The organism is Candidatus Methylomicrobium oryzae (assembly GCF_016745425.1).
In the GTDB taxonomy this organism is placed as follows: domain Bacteria; phylum Pseudomonadota; class Gammaproteobacteria; order Methylococcales; family Methylomonadaceae; genus Methylomicrobium; species Methylomicrobium oryzae.
In genome coordinates, this window is record NZ_JAERVK010000010.1 from 125,724 (window position 1) to 143,804 (window position 18,081).

At 56.0% G+C, this 18,081-nt stretch carries 13 protein-coding genes and 1 tRNA gene; 11 read left to right on the top strand and 3 right to left on the bottom strand.

Going from position 1 to position 18,081, the window contains the following annotated elements; translation table 11 throughout:
• Positions 1 to 145 precede the first annotated feature (145 nt).
• The 6 genes from hflK to galU all read left to right on the top strand — a co-directional run bounded on the left by hflK (position 146) and on the right by galU (position 7,244).
• Positions 146 to 1,357, top strand: a complete 1,212-nt coding sequence (gene hflK / locus JJL52_RS12585; RefSeq protein WP_202052784.1) for an FtsH protease activity modulator HflK — start codon at positions 146 to 148, stop codon at positions 1,355 to 1,357.
• Positions 1,354 to 2,214 (top strand): protease modulator HflC, encoded by an 861-nt coding sequence (gene hflC / locus JJL52_RS12590; protein WP_202052785.1) that lies wholly within the window; start codon positions 1,354 to 1,356, stop codon positions 2,212 to 2,214. The genes hflK and hflC overlap by 4 nt, the downstream gene beginning before the upstream one ends.
• Positions 2,215 to 2,303: 89 nt before the next feature.
• The gene (locus tag JJL52_RS12595) at positions 2,304 to 3,494 is read left to right on the top strand and encodes an ATP phosphoribosyltransferase regulatory subunit (RefSeq protein ID WP_202052786.1); all 1,191 of its coding nucleotides are present in this window, start codon (positions 2,304 to 2,306) and stop codon (positions 3,492 to 3,494) included.
• A gap of 10 nt (positions 3,495 to 3,504) precedes the next feature.
• Positions 3,505 to 4,797: an adenylosuccinate synthase gene (locus tag JJL52_RS12600; protein WP_202052788.1), complete on the top strand. Its 1,293-nt coding sequence runs from the start codon at positions 3,505 to 3,507 to the stop codon at positions 4,795 to 4,797.
• A 116-nt stretch (positions 4,798 to 4,913) separates the two neighbouring features.
• On the top strand, positions 4,914 to 6,314 hold the full coding sequence (locus JJL52_RS12605; RefSeq protein WP_202052789.1) for a mannose-1-phosphate guanylyltransferase/mannose-6-phosphate isomerase: 1,401 nt from the start codon (positions 4,914 to 4,916) through the stop codon (positions 6,312 to 6,314).
• Between the two features lie 45 nt (positions 6,315 to 6,359).
• Complete coding sequence (galU, locus tag JJL52_RS12610) at positions 6,360 to 7,244, top strand: UTP--glucose-1-phosphate uridylyltransferase GalU (RefSeq protein WP_202052790.1); 885 nt, start codon at positions 6,360 to 6,362, stop codon at positions 7,242 to 7,244.
• 175 nt (positions 7,245 to 7,419) lie between these two features.
• On the opposite strand, the gene JJL52_RS12615 is transcribed toward galU, so the two are convergent.
• Positions 7,420 to 7,668: a ComEA family DNA-binding protein gene (locus JJL52_RS12615; protein ID WP_202052792.1), complete on the bottom strand. Its 249-nt coding sequence runs from the start codon at positions 7,666 to 7,668 to the stop codon at positions 7,420 to 7,422.
• 488 nt (positions 7,669 to 8,156) lie between these two features.
• Here JJL52_RS12615 and JJL52_RS12620 point away from each other — a divergent pair, with 488 nt between their 5' ends.
• Positions 8,157 to 9,497 (top strand): MFS transporter, encoded by a 1,341-nt coding sequence (locus JJL52_RS12620; RefSeq protein WP_202052793.1) that lies wholly within the window; start codon positions 8,157 to 8,159, stop codon positions 9,495 to 9,497.
• Here JJL52_RS12620 and lplT read toward each other — a convergent pair.
• Together lplT and JJL52_RS12630 are read right to left on the bottom strand one after the other, a co-directional pair.
• Positions 9,466 to 10,659 carry a lysophospholipid transporter LplT gene (gene lplT / locus JJL52_RS12625; RefSeq protein WP_202052794.1) on the bottom strand — a complete coding sequence of 398 codons (1,194 nt, stop codon included), beginning with the start codon at positions 10,657 to 10,659 and terminating at the stop codon, positions 9,466 to 9,468. The genes JJL52_RS12620 and lplT overlap by 32 nt on opposite strands.
• Positions 10,660 to 10,821: 162 nt before the next feature.
• Entirely contained in the window at positions 10,822 to 12,993 is a 2,172-nt protein-coding gene (locus tag JJL52_RS12630; protein ID WP_202052796.1) for an AMP-binding protein, read from the bottom strand.
• A 280-nt stretch (positions 12,994 to 13,273) separates the two neighbouring features.
• On the opposite strand from JJL52_RS12630, the gene JJL52_RS12635 reads away from it, so the two are divergent.
• From JJL52_RS12635 to JJL52_RS12650, 4 genes are all read left to right on the top strand, one after another.
• Positions 13,274 to 15,169, top strand: a complete 1,896-nt coding sequence (locus tag JJL52_RS12635) for a thiamine pyrophosphate-binding protein (protein ID WP_202052797.1) — start codon at positions 13,274 to 13,276, stop codon at positions 15,167 to 15,169.
• 519 nt (positions 15,170 to 15,688) lie between these two features.
• Positions 15,689 to 16,879 carry a hypothetical protein gene (locus JJL52_RS12640; protein ID WP_202052799.1) on the top strand — a complete coding sequence of 397 codons (1,191 nt, stop codon included), beginning with the start codon at positions 15,689 to 15,691 and terminating at the stop codon, positions 16,877 to 16,879.
• A 10-nt stretch (positions 16,880 to 16,889) separates the two neighbouring features.
• The gene (locus tag JJL52_RS12645) at positions 16,890 to 17,618 is read left to right on the top strand and encodes a ferritin-like domain-containing protein (RefSeq protein WP_202052800.1); all 729 of its coding nucleotides are present in this window, start codon (positions 16,890 to 16,892) and stop codon (positions 17,616 to 17,618) included.
• A 136-nt stretch (positions 17,619 to 17,754) separates the two neighbouring features.
• A tRNA-Ser gene (locus tag JJL52_RS12650) sits at positions 17,755 to 17,844 on the top strand.
• Positions 17,845 to 18,081 lie beyond the last annotated feature (237 nt).

The window sequence follows — 18,081 nt, forward strand, 5'->3', positions numbered from 1 at the left end:
TAAAATGCCCCCCATACTAGCAGCCATAAGGAACCGGCTCGTTCCGCTTTAACGGTCAACGCTCGGCCCGGGGGGACCTTTGGTGTTTATCTGTGCTATTGATAAATCGTTAATTTAAACAAATATCCTGCTATGGAGCAAAAGTATGTCCTGGAATGAACCTGGAGGCGACAACAAAGACCCGTGGAGCGGTCGGGGCGACCAAAAAGGACCGCCCGATCTTGATGAAGCCATACGCAAGGCCCTGGACAAATTAAGCAATTTATTCGGCGGTGGCGGCGGCGACGGGCAGGAGTCGACGGGCGGTCCGAGAAAGAATCTCGGCTTGATCGTGGTAGGAGCGATCGCGGCGATATGGATCGCCAGCGGTACTTACAAGGTCGATGCGGGAAATATCGGCGTCGTCACGCGTTTCGGTAAATATGTCGGGGAAACAAGCCCTGGATTGAATTGGCATTTACCGGTGCCCATCGAACGGGTCGATATCGTGAACGTCGAGCAGAACCGTACCTTGGCGGTTGGTTTTTCAAGCTTCGGTGAAGCGGGAGACCGGTCGGAGCCGAAAGAGGCACTGATGCTGACCCGTGACGAAAATTATGTCGACGTGCGTCTGGTCGTTCAGTATAAAGTCAGCAATTTGACGAACAGCGCGAAAAAATTCCTGTTCAATGTCGCCGACCCTGCAACGACGTTGAAACAAGTCACCGAAGGCGCCGAACGCGGCGTGATCGGCAGTTCGGACATGGATTTCGTATTAACGGAAGGACGCAACGAGATCGTTACGCAGATCAAAAAGGAAATTCAGGAAGTGATGGACCGCTATGAAACCGGCATCGAAATTACTAGTGTGAACCTGCAGGATGCGCAGGCGCCTGAACAAGTACAGGCCGCGTTCCAGGACGTCATCAAGGCCCGCGAAGACAAGCAGCGCCTGATCAACGAAGCGGAGGCTTACTCCAACGACATCGTGCCGAAAGCGCGCGGAGCGGCGGCCAGAATGCTGCAGGAAGCGCAAGGCTACAAGGACCGGGTCATTGCCCAGGCCGAAGGGGAAACGAACCGTTTTTCGAAAATGCTCGGCGAATATCTGAAACAGCCGGACGTGACCCGCAAGCGTCTCTACATCGACACGATGGAGTCGGTGTTGGGCGAAGCGAACGTGGTCATGGTCGACGTGAAAGGCGGCAACAATATATTTTATTTACCGTTGGATAAAATGGCGCAAAAGTTACCTGAAATCGAGAGTCAGAGCGTAGCCCCGGCGGCAAAGGCCGAGGCGGCGCCTGTCGAAACGGAAGAACAGCCGGCCGCGGTGCGGCCTTCGTTCCGCGGACGCGAAGCAAGGGGACGCCAATGACAACTTTAAATAAGATCATCATCGGTCTCGCCGCGCTGTGGCTGATTGGTGCCATGTTCGTTTTCACGGTCGGCGAGACTGAAAAAGCGATCAAATTCAAGTTCGGCAGAATCGTCGAGCATGATTTCGAACCGGGGCTGCATTTCAAGTTACCGTACCCGTTCAACGACATCAAAAAATTCGACGGCCGGATTCAGACCATGGTTTCCAAACCGGAAGGTTTTTTGACTGCGGAAAAGAAAAACGTCTTTGTCGATTTTTTCGTCAAATGGCGGGTGGACGACGTCAGCAGTTTTTATCAACGGGTGGGCGGGAATGTCTTTCAGGCCAATTCGCGGCTGGATCCGATCATTAAAGATGCGTTCCGCGGCGAGTTCGCAAAACGCGATATCCGCCAGTTGGTTTCGACCGACCGCAAGGCGATCCGGGATATCCTGATCAACAATTCGAAGCAGGCAGCTAAAGGCCTGGGGTTGAAAATTATCGACATCCAGGTGATGCGCATCGACTTGCCCCCGGAAGTCAGCAGCTCGGTGTTCAGGCGCATGGAAGCCGAACGTGACAGGATTGCGCGCGAATTCCGCTCGCAAGGTTCGGAAGCCGCCGAAAAGATTCGCGCCGATGCGGATCGGCAAAGTGTGGTTACAAAGGCGAACGCGTTCAAGGAAGCCGAAATGTTGCGTGGCGAAGGCGATGCTAAATCGGCTGAAATTTATGCGAAAGCGTTCGGTGCGGATCCCGAGTTTTTCACTTTTTACCGTAGCCTGAATGCGTATAAGAAGACCTTCAACAAGTCTTCGACGCTGGTGCTCGATGCGGATTCCGATTTCTTCCGATATTTTTCGCAGCAGAAATAGCGGATCGGATTCCCGAATTACAGTGCCGACAATTGTGACGAACGCCTCGCCCGTGCGGGGCGTTTTGTTTGAGTGGACTTAGAAAATACATGCAACAAAAAGACTCCTGGCTGTTGCCGGACGGGATCGAAGAGATCCTGCCGGCCAACGCCAAACATCTGGAAAGCCTGAGACGCAGACTGCTCGACATGTTCGCCTGTTGGGGTTACGAACTGGTCATCCCGCCGTTTATCGACTTTCTCGACTCATTATTGACCGGTTCCGGGCACGACCTCGACCTGCAAACCTTTAAGTTGACCGATCAGCTCAGCGGCGAAATGCTCGGCGTCCGAGCCGACATGACGCCGCAAGTGGCCCGGATCGATGCGCACCATCTGAAACACGAATGGCCGACCCGATTGTGTTATTACGGCACGGTATTGCATACCCGCGGCGATCCGCTGGAAAAGACTCGCAGTCCGCTGCAGATCGGCGCCGAGTTGTATGGCCATGCGGGGGTCGACAGTGACGTCGAAGTGATTCGGCTGATGCTGGAAATGCTCGCGTTGATGGGAGTTCTGAATGTGCATCTCGACCTGGGGCATGTCGGCATTTACCGTTCGTTGTCCCGTCAGGCCGGCTTGAGTCCGGTGCAGGAAGGCGAACTGTTCGACGTGCTGCAGCGCAAGGCCCGGCCCGAGCTTGCCGAGTGGATCGACAGCTATGCGCTCGACAGCGATCTGAAAGCGATGTTCCTGGCGTTGCCGCTATTGAACGGCGGTATGGAGATCATCGGCAAAGCCCGCCAGGTATTTGAACAGGCGGACGCCGACTTGAAACAGGCTTTGGCCGATCTTGAGACAATTGCCGGAAGGCTTGCCCGGCTGTTTCCGTCCCTGCCGGTCAGTTTCGATTTGGCGGAATTGCGCGGTTATCATTACCATACCGGCGTTGTTTTTGCTGCCTTTACGCCTGCTGTGGGCCGCGAGATTGCGCGCGGCGGCCGTTACGACAATATCGGCGGCGTATTCGGGCGCGCTCGGCCGGCGACCGGTTTCAGCGCCGATCTGAAGTTACTGGCGGGGCTCAGCAGCGTAAAAGGGCCTAGCGAACCGGAAAACAAAATCTTTGCGCCCTGCATCGACGATGCCGTGCTGGCGGAAAAAATCCGCGACTTACGCGCGGCCGGGAATACGGTAATTCAGCAATTGCCGGGGCAGGCCGGCGACGGCGCTGCAATGGGTTGTACCGCGGTTCTTGTACAAGAGAATCAAAACTGGTTCATTAAAAATTTAGCTTAGTGGAATAGAAATGGGAAAAAATGTCGTAGTCATCGGCACACAATGGGGCGATGAAGGTAAAGGCAAGCTGGTCGATCTCTTGACCGAACAAGCGGAAGCCGTGGTGCGTTTTCAAGGCGGCCACAATGCGGGGCATACGCTGGTTATCCGGGGGGAAAAGACCGTCCTGCATCTGATTCCCTCGGGTATCCTCAGAGAGAATGTGCAATGCATGATCGGCAATGGCGTGGTGCTGTCGCTGAATGCGCTGATCGAGGAAATCGAATTGCTTGAAAAAGCCGGCATCCCGGTGCGTAGCCGCCTCTTGATCAGCGAATCCTGTGCCCTGATTCTGCCGGTGCATGTGGCGATCGACCAGGCACGCGAGAAAGCGCGCGGCGCGAAAGCGATCGGTACGACCGGCCGCGGCATCGGTCCCGCTTACGAAGATAAGGCTGGGCGTCGGGGACTGCGTGCCGGCGACTTGTTGAGCCCGGCCGATTTTGCGGACAAATTGAAGGAATTGCTGGATTACCACAACTTCATGCTGGCCAATTATTATCATGCCGACACGGTCGACTTCCAAAAGACCCTGGATGAGGCACTGGCGCTCGGTGAACAGATCAAGCCGATGCTGACCGACGTCAGCGAGGTGCTGTACCATTACCAGGACCAAGGCAAGAACCTGTTGTTCGAAGGCGCACAGGGCGCGTTGCTCGACCTTGATCACGGCACTTTCCCGTATGTGACCTCGTCCAGCACGACCGCCGGGGGAGCTGCGACCGGTTCGGGCGTCGGTCCTCTCGATCTGGATTATGTGCTCGGGATTACCAAGGCCTATGCGACCCGGGTCGGCAACGGCCCGTTCCCGACCGAACTCAATGACCATTACGGCGAACACTTGGGCACGGTCGGCCGCGAATTCGGCGCCACCACCGGCCGCAAGCGGCGCACCGGTTGGTTCGATGCGGTCGCGATGCGGAAATCTGTTCGGCTCAACAGCATCAGCGGCATCTGTCTGACTAAACTGGATGTGCTCGACGGGCTGGATAAGGTCGGCATTTGTACGGCCTACCGCCTCAACGGCAAAGTCACCGAGACGGCTCCGCTGGGCGCGGACCAGTACCAGCAGTGCGAGGCGGTGATCGAGGAAATTCCGGGCTGGTCCGAAACGACGGCCGGCGTGACCAACTATGCGAAATTGCCGGAAAACGCGAAGACCTATATTAAACGTTTGGAAGAACTGGTCGGCGTGAAGGTCACTATTCTTTCGACCGGCCCCGATCGCGACGAAACGATCGTTCTGGAACATCCGTTCTCTTGATAGTCCACGGGCCATACCTTTGCAAAATCGGAATGGCCCCGATAGGAAGACTGCCAGAGTCCGGTTTCCGGTTTGCTAATTTTATATTGTGCATAATTTGAAAACAGGAGGTTCGCATGATTCCAGTCATTCTTTCCGGCGGCTCCGGTACTCGGCTTTGGCCTTTGTCCCGTAGCCATTATCCCAAACAGTTTCTTCCTTTGGTTTCCGAAAATACGATGCTGCAGGAGACGATCCGTCGTTTGAACGGCGTATCCCGGCTCGATCCGCCGATCGCGGTGTGTAATGAAGACCATCGCTTCATGGTGGCCGAACAGTTGCGGGAAATCGGAGTCAAACCGGCAGCGATCATTCTGGAGCCGGTCGGCAAGAATACCGCGCCGGCCGTGGCGATGGCCGCCTTGTCGTCAAAGTCGGCGGATGATGTGCTCCTCGTCCTGCCGGCGGATCATGTAATCGCCGATATTCCGGCGTTCCATACTGCAGTCGAACAAGCCCGTACGTTGGCCGAGCAGGGGGCTCTGGTGACTTTCGGAATCGTGCCGGGACATCCCGAAACCGGCTACGGCTATATCAAACGCGGCGATGCGCAGCCCGGCTCGGCCTATGGCGTTGCCGCTTTCGTCGAAAAACCCGATCTCGAAACCGCCGAGCGCTATCTGGCGAGCGGCGATTATTTCTGGAACAGCGGGATGTTCGCCTTCAAAGCGGGAGTTTTTTTACAGGAACTGGAAAAATTCAATCCCGAAATGCTGACGGCCTGCAAAGCCGCCGTGGCCGATGCAAAGCCCGATCTGGATTTCGTGCGTATCGACAAATCCCTTTTCATGGCATGCCCGGCCGACTCGATCGACTATGCGGTGATGGAGAAAACCGACAAGGCGGTGGTGATTCCTTTAGACGCGGGCTGGAACGATGTGGGTTCGTGGTCGGCGCTCTGGGACGTCATTGACAAGGATGGCAACGGCAACGCGCTGAGCGGCGACGTATTGACCGTCGACGCTAAAAACTCGTTTCTGCATTCGAGTCATCGTTTGATCGCGGCCATCGGCATCAGCGATTTGGTAATCGTCGAAACCGCCGATGCGGTGATGGTGGCTCCGAAGGACCGGGTGCAGGAAGTCAAGCAAGTCGTCGACAAGCTGAAGGCCCGCAAGCGCTCGGAGGCCGATATTCACCGTAAGGCTTATCGCCCGTGGGGGCATTATTATTCAATCGACGAAGGCGAGCGTCATCAGACCAAACGGATTGTCGTCAAACCCGGCGCCAAACTGTCCGTACAGAAACATCATCATCGCGCCGAGCATTGGGTGGTCGTAAAAGGGACGGCGCTCGTTTCGAAAGGTGACGAACAGATTCTGGTGACCGAGAACGAATCGGTTTATATCCCGTTGGGCGTTGTGCACAGTCTGCATAATCCCGGCGTTATCCCGCTCGAAATGATTGAAGTGCAATCCGGCAGTTATCTCGGCGAGGACGATATCGTGCGTTTCGGTGATTTGTACGGGCGTACCTGAACGATGCCATAACCCTTTCCATTTGTTCTACATATAAGGAATATCATGAATCAAAAAATCACCAAAGCCGTATTTCCGGTCGCCGGGCTGGGCACGCGTTTCCTGCCGGCGACCAAGTCGACCGCGAAAGAAATGCTGCCGGTCGTGGACAAGCCGCTTGTGCAGTATGCCGTGGAAGAAGCGATCGCGGCCGGTATCGACACGATGATTTTCGTGACCGGGCGCACTAAAAATGCGATCATGGATCACTTCGACAAGGCTTACGAACTGGAAAAAGAACTCGAAGCCAGAAACAAGACCGAAATCCTGAAAGCCCTGCGCGGCATCCTGCCGCCCCATGTATCCTGCGTATTCATTCGCCAGTCCGAAGCCTTGGGGCTCGGCCATGCGGTGCATTGCGCCAAGCCGGTGATCGGCGACGAGCCGTTCGCGGTGATTCTGCCGGATGATCTGATCGAAGACGGCACGCGTGGGTGCATGGCGCAGATGGTCGAGCTGTTCAACCAAAAACAGACTTCGATTCTGGGCGTCGAGCGTGTGCATCCTTCAGAAACCGGTAGTTACGGCATCGTTAAGACGGGAGAGGCGTCCGGTACGTCCAGCCCGATCGAACTGATCGTCGAAAAGCCGAAGCCGGAAGATGCGCCGTCCAATCTGGCCGTGGTCGGCCGTTATATCCTGACGCCGGCGATTTTCCGCAAACTCGAAACGACCGGCCGCGGCGCGGGCGGCGAAATTCAGCTGACTGACGGCATCGCGGCCCTGATGGCCGACGAGCAGGTCTTGGCTTACGAATTCGAAGGCAAGCGTTACGATTGCGGCTCAAAGCTCGGCTTTTTGATTGCGACGGTCGAATACGGTTTATTGCACCCGGAGTTGAAAGACGGATTTTTGGAATATTTGAAGGATCTTTCAAGAAATTTGCAATAAATCGAGCGTGCGGTTCTTTCGTTTGAAAGGTCCGTGGGGGCTGCCGGGCCGGCCGGGAGTCCTGTTGCTTCCTTCATGAAAGATTGCATGTGGAAAAAACGGCGCCGCTCTGCATCCTGGTTCAGTTGCCGGATGGCGCCGTTTGAGGCAGAAAGCTAATTATCTGCAATTTAAGCTATTGCAGTAAAATGTCCTTTTTGTTTTTTTCAACCGTTTTGTCGCCGATGCCGGCCACATTGGTTAGCTCTTCGGCCGTTTTAAAGGGGCCTTTCTCGGTCCGGTATTTCACGATCGCTTCCGCTTTTTTAAGGCCGATATTGGTCAACGACTCTGAAATGGTCTTTGCGTCGGCCGTGTTGATATTTACGGGTGCCGCTATCGCATTGAAAGAAAATGCGGCCATCAGAACGAGTGTTTTTTTCATGACAATCTCCAATAAGAGTGGAAAGATGAGAGCGGCTAAACAGCCTCTAATTCGTTCTACTTAGCCACTCAGAATAAAGTGTAGATATCTGTCTAATGTTTAAAGTAAGTTGCTTTTGAAAGTTAGAGCTTCGTCACGTTTTTTTGTAATTTCCTTAACTGAATAAACGGAGTATTTTAGATTTGCCCGGCAATTTTCGCCAACGGAAGTAAAAAGCCGTCAATATAAACCATGGGCCAGACCAAGCGGTCGTAGAAAATGGGAATGAAAGTATATTTCCGATTTGGGCTTCAGGCTTGGCGACAGAAAGGTATCACTTCGTCTCCGCGCATGCCAAGAATAAGGGAAATCGGGTTGGGCCCATTGGTCATATCATAGCGCATACGTTCATGAGCAGGCATAAATGGCTGGCGGGGCTTTGCTTTTTTCAAATCGAGGCTTTTAAGCGGATAATAACCCCATCAAGAACCTTATTTCAGGATCAGGCCATGCTTGAACAATCGAGAAACCAGAAAAATCGTACGCTAGGCCGTGCGGAGCGTAGGGAACTGATCGCCTGGGCGTTTTACGATTTTGCCAATTCGGGGTATACGACGGTCGTGCAGACGACCCTCTTCAATACCTATTTCGTCGGCGTGGTGGCCGGCGGCGTCGGGGGGCTTTCGCCCGGCCTGGCGACGTTGCTCTGGTCGCTGTCGGTCGGTTTCGCAAACTTTGTGGTGATGTTCAGCGCGCCGGTGGTCGGCGCGATTGCGGATATCAAGGCCTGCAAGAAGCGTTTCCTGCTGTGGTCTTCGATAGGCTGCATCGTCTCGACCGCGCTTTTGGCAGAGGTCGGTCCCGGCGATTATAAGCTCGGTATGGCGCTGGTCACCGTGTCGGTCATTATGTTCGCGTATGGAGAAAACCTCATCGCGGCGTTCTTGCCGGAGCTGGTGCCCGAAGAGCAGATGGGCCGGTTGTCCGGCTACGGCTGGGGACTCGGGTATGTCGGCGGACTTTTGACCTTGCTGCTCTGTCTCGGCTATCTTCATTGGGCAACGCAGCAGGGTATGGGCGAAGCCGAGGCGGTGCCTGCCACGTTATTGATCACCGCTGTTATCTTTGCGTTAACCGCCGCACCCACTTTTATCTGGCTGCGGGAGCGCGCCAGGCCGCTGCCGGACGTTTCGGGAGAGCGCATTCTCGCGGCCAGTTTCGGGCGCCTGCGGCATACCTTTCGGGAAGCCCGCCGCTTCCGGGATTTGCTCCGGTTTCTGATCACGCTGGCCGTCTACCAATCGGGTGTGAGTACGGTGATCGTACTGGCGGCGGTCTATGCGCAGCAGGTGATGGGATTCGACACGCAATCGCTGATCGTGCTGATCATGGTGATCAATGTGACCGCCGCGGTCGGTGCGCTGATTTGCGGCCACTTGCAGGACCGCATCGGTTCGGTGCCGACACTGGTGATTACGCTGGCGATCTGGATTGCCGCGCTGCTAGCGGCTTATTTCGCAGAAGAACCGAGTCAGATGTGGATCGTCGGAAATATGATCGGAATCGCGATGGGTGCGAGCCAGGCAGTCGGCCGCGCGCTGGTCAGCAAGTTTTCGCCGGCCGAGCGGGCCGGCGAGTTTCTGGGCTTGTGGGGGTTGGTCAACCGCCTGTCGGTGATCGTCGGTCCGCTCAGCTATGGCCTGATTAACTATTGGAGCGGCGGCAACCACCGTCTGTCGCTGTTGTCGACGCTGGCCTTTTTCGCGTTCGGCCTGCTGCTGTTGTCCAAAGTCGACGAGGCGCGGGGCAGGGCGGCAGCTAATAATTTTTTATCTTGCGGCGATTCCTAAACGGATTGATCTGGTTATCGGGCAGATGCCACGCTATCAGGAAGGTGGCTATAAATACCAGGCTGCCGAGCGCCAGCATCGTCAGGACCGGGTCGGCATTTCGAGAGGCGGCGACGGTATAGCCGCCGACCGCAAGCAGCATCGTCAGGTTCTGAAAAAATCCCTGCAAGGCGACGGCCGCGCCGCTGCCGATGCTCAATTGCCCAAGTTCCTGCAACGCCGCATTGACCGGTACGATGAACATGCCCCCCATCATTCCGATAAAGAACAGCACGCCGCGCGCCGGCCACAGGCTGCCGGTGAAACCGAGGCCGACGATGAACAATCCCATCAGATAAGCCGGCAGGCGGGCCCGGCGCAGATGTTCGAGCGGAATCAGGCGCGGCACCAGAGCCGAGCCGGCGATGATCCCGATTGCGAGGAACAGCGTCAGTTCCGCAATCTTGGTCGCGCTGTCGAGTGCCAGTACAACCGGCGCCCAGGCTACGATCAATACGCGCAGGGTGGCCGCTGTCGCCCAGAATAAAGAAGCGCCGAGCATCGAAAAGCGCGAACGCGGCGTCGAGAAAAATTGCCGCATTTGCCGGCCGAATCCGAGCATTTTCGAACCGCCCGCAGAGGCGGCAGCCCCTTTGGCCGGCAGCAGCAGTGTCGCCAGCGCCGAGAGGATGAATAAGACGATTGTGCCTGCCAGCGCGATGTCGATCGAATGGTCGGCCACCTTCGCGCCGATCTGCATGCCCATCAAGATGGCCAGAATCGTCGAGCCTTCGATCAGACTGTTCGCCTTGACCAGAAACTGGTGTCCGGCCAGTTCGGGCAGAATTCCATATTTGGCCGGGCCGTAAATCGCCGCGCCGGCGCCGACGATGCAATAAGCCAACAACGGCTCGACATGCATGAACAGCAGTGCTGCGCCCAGGGCTTTGACCAGGTTCGCGGCGATCAGAACCCGGGACTTGGCATGATGGTCGGCAAAGCCGCCGGCCCAGGGCGCCAGCAGCACGAATGCGACCAGAAAGGCGCTCTGCAGCGCCGGAACGTACCATTTTGCCGCCTGACCGTCGTGCATCACGAGCGCAATCACGGTAAACAGGATCGCATTATCGGCGAACGCGGACAAGAACTGTGCGATCAGTAAAGGATAGATTTGTTTATTCATGGCGGAAATGCAAGTTGAAGAGCGGTGGAGAAGGACGTCCGGCCGCTGCCGGGGGCGTTTCCCGCGCAGAATTTATCACCCTAGGCGGAGGCTGTGTGACCAAGAGGCGCTGCGTCCGCCGCGCTGCCGTAACGGCGTGGCAGTTTGCAAGGCGCCAATTCATCAGGCCTGCTCGGCTTCCTCGATCCGTTTCGCTGCGAGCGCCGTTGCCTCGATATAATTGGTCTTACCGGTCGCCAGCACCGGTATTACGTCGACGACAAGCACTTTCCTCGGCAGACTGATCTGGGCGACGCCGGCCGCCGACCGGATCAAATCGTGCAGCGTTGCGCCCTTATGCGTGGTAAGCAGAATCACCTGTTCGCCTTTTTTCGGGTCGGGCAGACTGACGGCGGCATGGTGTCCCTCCGGCCAGGCTTCGATCGCATACTGTTCGACCGCGGTCAGCGACACCATTTCGCCGCTGACTTTCGCAAAGCGTTTGCTGCGGCCTTTGATCGTGATATAGCCTTCCTCGTCGACCGAGACGATGTCGCCGGTATCGTACCAGCCCTTGCCGTATTTCGACTCGGGCGGCACCAGTTTGCCGGGGTTCGCCGCGAGCAGATAGCCCTGCATGATGTTCGGTCCTGCGACATGCAGTTGGCCGCCGTCGTGAATGCCGGGGATCGGTTCGAGCCGGTATTTCATGTCCGGCATGAAGCGGCCGACCGTGCCGGCCTTGTAGTTCATCGGGGTATTGACCGAGGCGATCGGCGTGGTTTCGGTGGCGCCGTAGCCTTCCAGTATCCGGATGCCGAATTTGTCGGCCCAGAGCGTGCGGGTGTTTTCCTGCAGTTTTTCCGCGCCGGCGACCACATAGCGCATCCGGAAAAAATCGTAAGGATTGGCCTTCTTGCCGTAGGCCGCCAGGAAGGTGTTCGTGCCGAACATCACCGTCGCCTTGATTTCGTAGGCGATCTCCGGAATTACCGCATAATGCAGCGGGGTCGGATAGAAAAACACATGCATCCCGTTCAGCATCGGCAGCATCGTCCCGACCGTGAAACCGAACGAATGGAACATCGGCAGGAAGTTCAGCACCACGTCCTGGGGATTGAAGTTGATCACCGATTCGAGCTGTTTCAGGTTGCCGACGATATTAGCATACGACAGCACTACGCCCTTCGGCGTGCCTTCGGAGCCGGATGTGAACAGCACGACGGCCGGATGGTCGGGATCGATATGGTCCGATTTATACCAGAGGCCGGTGGTATGACTGAGCAGCAGGGCTTTCAGTTTGTCAGCCAGGTTCACTTGGGCTGCCAGGTCTTCCAGGTACACCAATTTGACATGTTCGGCAAGATGCGCCGTCTCGTCGTCCAATTTGGCTTTTTCGATGAATTGGCGCGAGGTGAGCACCGTTTTGACCAGCGCTGTGTTGCAGGCCGATACCATGCCCGCCGAACCGGTCGAAAAATTCAGCATCGCGGGAATGCGCTGATGCAGCTGCAGGCCCAGCACCACGCAGAGCGTATTGACCGAGTTCGGCAGCATCACCCCGACATGTTCACTTTCTTTTGTGAACGGGGCGATAATGTTTCCGAATGCAATCGTACGGGTGACCAGCGTATTGTAAGAAACCGGTTTGCGCGCCAAATCGTCGGCGATCGCAAACTTGCCGCCGTGAATCCGCCGCGCCTCCAGCAGCGCGGAAAAAATCGTGCGCCGATAATGGCTGGTTTTAAACATCATTTCGGTCATGATATCCGTCAGGATATGACCGCAGTATTGACGTCGGGCCTTGCCCCGCAAATGCTCGGGCGCGCGCATTTGAGTCGGCGGTAAAATACTGATCGTGATTTTGGGAAACCAGCGCAGTCGCACGACGTTTTGCAGGCGCGAGAAATGCGTATACTTGGCGCCTTCGATCCGGACCGGCAGCACCGCCGCGTGCGATTTGTCGGCCACCATCCCGGTGCCGTCGTAGATCTTCATCAATGTGCCGGTTACCGTAATCCGGCCTTCCGGAAAAATTACCGTCTTGGTGTCTTGCTGCAAATGGTGGGTCAGGTCTTTTAACGACAGCGGATGGGTTGGATCCATCCGGAATACTTTGGACAAGCCAAGAAACGGCTTCAGCCACCAGCGCTCGGAGATATGGGTATTGATCGCGAAAGTGATGTCGTCCGGCAAAAAGATCCAGAGCAGCATCGGGTCGAGGAAAGAGGTATGGTTGGCGACGATCAGTACCCGTTTGCCGGCGGCATAATAGTTCTCCATGCCGTGAATTTCGACCCGGTACAGCAGTTTAAGAATCAGTTTTACCGTAAAGCGCAACAGTGGTTTCAGCATATCCATCCTCCTTATTTCATCTTATCAAACTATCGAAATGGTCGTGGTGAAGAATACTATAGCGTTTAATTAAACAATGTTCAATTAATTGCATCATACCGCTTCTGAAAGTGGTGGGCCTACGTTTCGGAGAAGCAAATCGACCGTCTCTATTTGGGGCGAAATTAAGCTGCGGCGTGATTTTTTTTTAGGTTAAAATAGCTCGAGGCACACTAAGTGCACAGGATTTGCGCTTAAAGATTCAATAACTAAAACACATAACAATTTGGAGAAAACAACCATGGCACAATTCCCCATCGACCTGGGCGCCTACCGCCGCGTCTCGCTGGCTTCCGGCAACCCGACCTTGTCGCCGGACCAAAAAGCCGCGCTCAAGGCAAATATTCAACTCTGCCGCGACGCAATCGTCTTCTTTACCGCTACCGGCGCGGCGCGCGGCGTCGGCGGCCATACCGGCGGCCCGTACGACACCGTTCCCGAAGTGATGATCATGGACGCGCTGTTCCGCGGTTCGAACGGCTTCGTACCGATCTTTTTCGATGAAGCCGGCCATCGCGTCGCGACGCAATACCTGATGTCGGTGCTGAATGGCGACATGCCGGCCGAAAAGCTGATGCTGTACCGCGAAGCGCATTCGCATCTGCCGGGCCACCCTGAGCTGGGCTTTACTCCCGGCGTCAAATTCAGTTCCGGCCGTCTGGGCCACATGTGGCCGTATGTGAACGGCGTGGCGATGGCCAATCCCGGCAAGACGGTTTTCTGCCTGGGCTCTGACGGTTCGCAGCAGGAAGGCGACGATGCCGAAGCGGCGCGTCTGGCGGTTGCGCAAGGGCTGAACGTCAAATTGCTGATCGACGACAACGACGTGACGATCGCCGGCCATCCGTCGCATTACCTGAAAGGCTGTTCGACTGCGCAAACCTTGCGCGGCCACGGCGTGACCGTGTTCGAAGGCGACGGTGAAGACCTCGACGGGCTGTATGAGCGGATCATCCAAGCGATCAATACCGACGGCCCGGTCGCGGTGATCAATCACCGGAAGATGTGCCCGGGCATTCCGGGCATCGAAGGCTCTAACCACGGCCACGACGTGATCTCGGTCAAACACGCGATCGAATACCTCGAAGCGCGCGGTTACACCGACGCTATCGAATTGCTGAAAAGCGCCCAGCCTGCCAAGCAGAACTATACCTTCAAGGGTTCCAGCGACAAGTGGGACGCGAACCGTAACGTGTTCGGCGATGCTTGCGTTTCGGTGCTCGGCAAGATGAGCGAAGCCGACCGCATCGCCAAAGTCCGCGTAATCGACAGCGACCTCGAAGGTTCCTGCGGCCTGAAGAAAATCCACGATGCGCACCCGGAAGTCTTCATCGCGTCCGGCATCATGGAGCGCGGCAACTTCTCCGCGGCAGCCGGCTTCGGGATGGAAAAGGGCAAGCAGGGCATTTTCGGCACGTTCAGCGCGTTCCTCGAAATGAACATTTCCGAGATCACGATGGCGCGCCTGAACCACTCGAACGTATTGAGCCATTATTCGCATTCCGGCATCGACGACATGGCCGACAACACCTGCCATTTCGGTCTGAACAATATGTTCGCGGACAACGGCCTGGACGATGCGTATCCGACCAACTTGTATTTTCCGGCCGATCCTAACCAGATGCGCGCCTGCGTCGAAAGCGTATTCCACGATGAGGGATTGCGCTTCATCTTCTCGACCCGTTCGAAAGTGCCTTTGATCCTGGACGAGAACGGCAACGAGCGTTTCGGCGGCGATTACAAATTCGTCTCCGGCAAGGACGAAGTGATCCGCGAAGGCACGCAAGGTTATATCGTCGCTTTCGGTGAAGCGCTGTACCGGGCACTGGATGCGGTCGAGCGCCTGAAAGAAGAGGGCATCGACGTCGGCCTGATCAACAAGCCGACCCTGAACGCGATCGACGAAGACATGCTGGCCAAGGTCGGCAAGTCGCCGCTGGTGCTGGTCGTCGAATCGTTCAACCGCAAGACCGGCCTCGGCAGCCGTTACGGCACTTGGCTCCTGGAACGCGGCTTCACGCCGAAATTCGCGCACCTCGGCACGCACCAAGAAGGCTGCGGCGGCTTGTGGGAACAATTCCCGCACCAGGGCCTCGATCCGGTCGGCATCATGGCGAAAGTCAAATCGATGCGGTAAAAGTCGTCGACAAGAGACAAAAAAAGGGCGCTGCATGCGCCCTTTTTTTTGCCCGGTATTTCAAGGTGGGCTGTCCGAAAAGGTACGGGAGGATTGGGTGAAGGAAGAGGCTGTCGAAAAGTCCAGGGTATGTTCAACAACGAACAGATGTAGGGTGTTTATCGACTTACGATGAATTATGCGATTTGGACGCGTGCGGAACCAGTCCGTGTCGATTGATCAAGATAAATAACCGGGATCGAAGGACCGGCAAGAAGGGATAGCTTCCTGCGGAGAAATTCCGAGTACGAGATACAGCTCCGGAACAGTGCCGGATAGCCGGTTTTTTCAATGGAAACAAGGCGGATACCGCTTAACTGTTCTCTTCTTCCTTTTCGGGTAATGCACGGGATGTATTTAAAGTCCTGATGCGTACAATGTTACTTCCCGACTGCATGCTCCATCATTTCGCATTCTCTTCATCGGCCGGATCACCGGCTTTTCGAGGCAAATCCCATTCATCTCTACAGGAGGTCGGCAATGGCATTGAATATTTACGAAAATCGGGGGCGCCCGATCGAAAAACAATTTTTAACGTGGCGGGAAATGGTTCAGGCCCCCATCAGCAAGCTGGACGACGATGCGTTTACCCGGGTGATGATTATCCTGATGAACGGCATCGAGCTGGAATCGATCCATTTCTCCAGAGCCTGTGCCCGAATGAACAAGGATCTGCAGCTGCCTCTGGCTCAGCTGCGGCGGATCGATCAGCATCAGGCGACCACGATCAACTGGATGCTCGGCGCCGATCATTCCCCGCTGGAAACCACGATTGCCTACGAGCAGGTCGCGATCGAAGTGACCGCGGCGGTTGCGCAAAACGAACCCGATCCTTACCTGGCCCAGGTTTATCGCTTCGGCCTGCTGGAGGACTTCGATCACATGTACCGTTATTCGGCCTTGTTGGACCGGCTCGAAGGCAAGGATTCGAACAATATTCTGCAAAGTTATACCGACGTTCTGCCGGGGCGCCCGACCATTTACGAGCATCGCGCGCCGGAGGATGATCTGCGGGAACCTTACGACCGCAAAAAAGCCGAGCCGTTGAGCAAAATGCACGCCTTGACGATCATGTCCGGAGAACAGCAGACCTGGAATTACTACATGAACATCGGGCCGCTCTTCAGTGATCCGATAGCCCGGCAGCTTTATGCCGAAATCGCGCATATCGAAGAGCAGCATGTCACTCAATACCAGGCCATTATCGATCCCGAAGAAACCTGGCTTGAAAAGTGGATGCTGCATAAAGCCAATGAAGTGTACAACTACTACGGCTGCGTCCAACAGGAAAAAAACGCGCGCGTCAAAGCGATCTGGGAGCGTTTCCTGGATTACGAGCTCGGCCAGTTTCACATGGTGCGCGAGCTCTTCGAACAATACGAGAACCGCGACGCGCAAAGCGTCGTGCCTACCACGCTGCCCGAGCCGTTCCCGTATGCGAGCCAGCGGGACTATGTCCGCGAAGTGCTGCGCAACGAAGTCGATCTACGCGCCAGAGGCACGGCTTTTGTCGATCTGTCCGAAGAAAGCGAAGCCTCGAAAGTCTACCGCCAGCGACTGCATGCCGATGGCGTGCCGTCGGAAATCGTTGCGCTTAATTATATTTGGCAGCCGGGCGGCGAACTGAACAGCCTTCGAGCCCCGATGCATGTCAGTCAACTTCAACATTGAGGAGGCCATTATGAAAGAAGCCGCTGAATTCGGATTGAACAAAACACCGACCCAACTGAATCCCGCCATGACCCAGTCGATGCTGGAGGGTTGCAAAGAATTTCCTCCGCACGCCGAAGATACTGCAATGGACGCTTTTACCATGCGGAAGCTCTATATCGAAAACTCGGAGCAGCTGGGGGCCGTGCCGCTGCCCAGCACATTTAAAGGCGCCGTCAGTACCGGCGTGCAGGCTATCAAGGGAAACAGCCCGTCCGTGCTGATCGACAAGCTGGGAGAACGCCTGGCCTTCGAGCGCAGCGGTGTTCGGCTTTACGATGCGCTGATCACCAAATGCAAATCGGCCGAGCCCGTGCTGGACGTTTCGGTCCTCGAACAATTTCGCGACAACGAAGCCGAGCATTTTGCCCTGGTGCGGGATTGCATCGTTTCGATGGGGGGCGACCCGACAGCGCAGACGCCTTGCGCCGATGCTTCAGGCGTAGCCGCCATGGGCTTGATGCAGGTACTGAACGATCCACGCAGCACGATTCCGCAGTGTGTGGGAGCGATATTAATGGCCGAGCTGGCGGATGTATCCGCTTGGGAATTGCTGATCGAGTTGGTGAACGAGGCGGGCCTCAGCGAGTATGTCGCCAGGTTCGAAGAAGCAAAAGATCTCGAGGAACGGCATATGCAGACGATCAAGGACTGGCTGCAAAGCCTGACTTTAAGTAACGAAGCGAGGGCTGTGGGTTAGTTTTGCTTTCGGTATAGGGTTAGGGGAGGCGGATTGCGTCCGGCGTATGGATCGTTGAAGCGGTAAAAAAGGAATCCTGCGATTTTCCCTGCTGTCGAGGTGCTCAGGGTGTGTTATAATGGCGGCCACACTGCAAGGAGAGGTGGCAGAGTGGTCGAATGCGCCGGACTCGAAATCCGGTTGACTCTTCGGAGTCACGAGGGTTCAAATCCCTCCCTCTTCGCCAAATGACTGTTTCAGACAGTCCCAAGCATTCCCAAAAACCCGCAAGTTGCAAGGCTTGGCGGGTTTTTTATTGTTTCAAACATTCCCAAGTTGTATCATCCAATACCGTCACTCTTGGCGCTATTTATAACGATATTGAGGCATTTCGCCGCCTCGATACCGTCACCTGCACCCCAGCGTTTATTCGCTGTCGTCAGAGCAGTAACCAGTCCGCGATCATTTCGATTTCCGACGATAA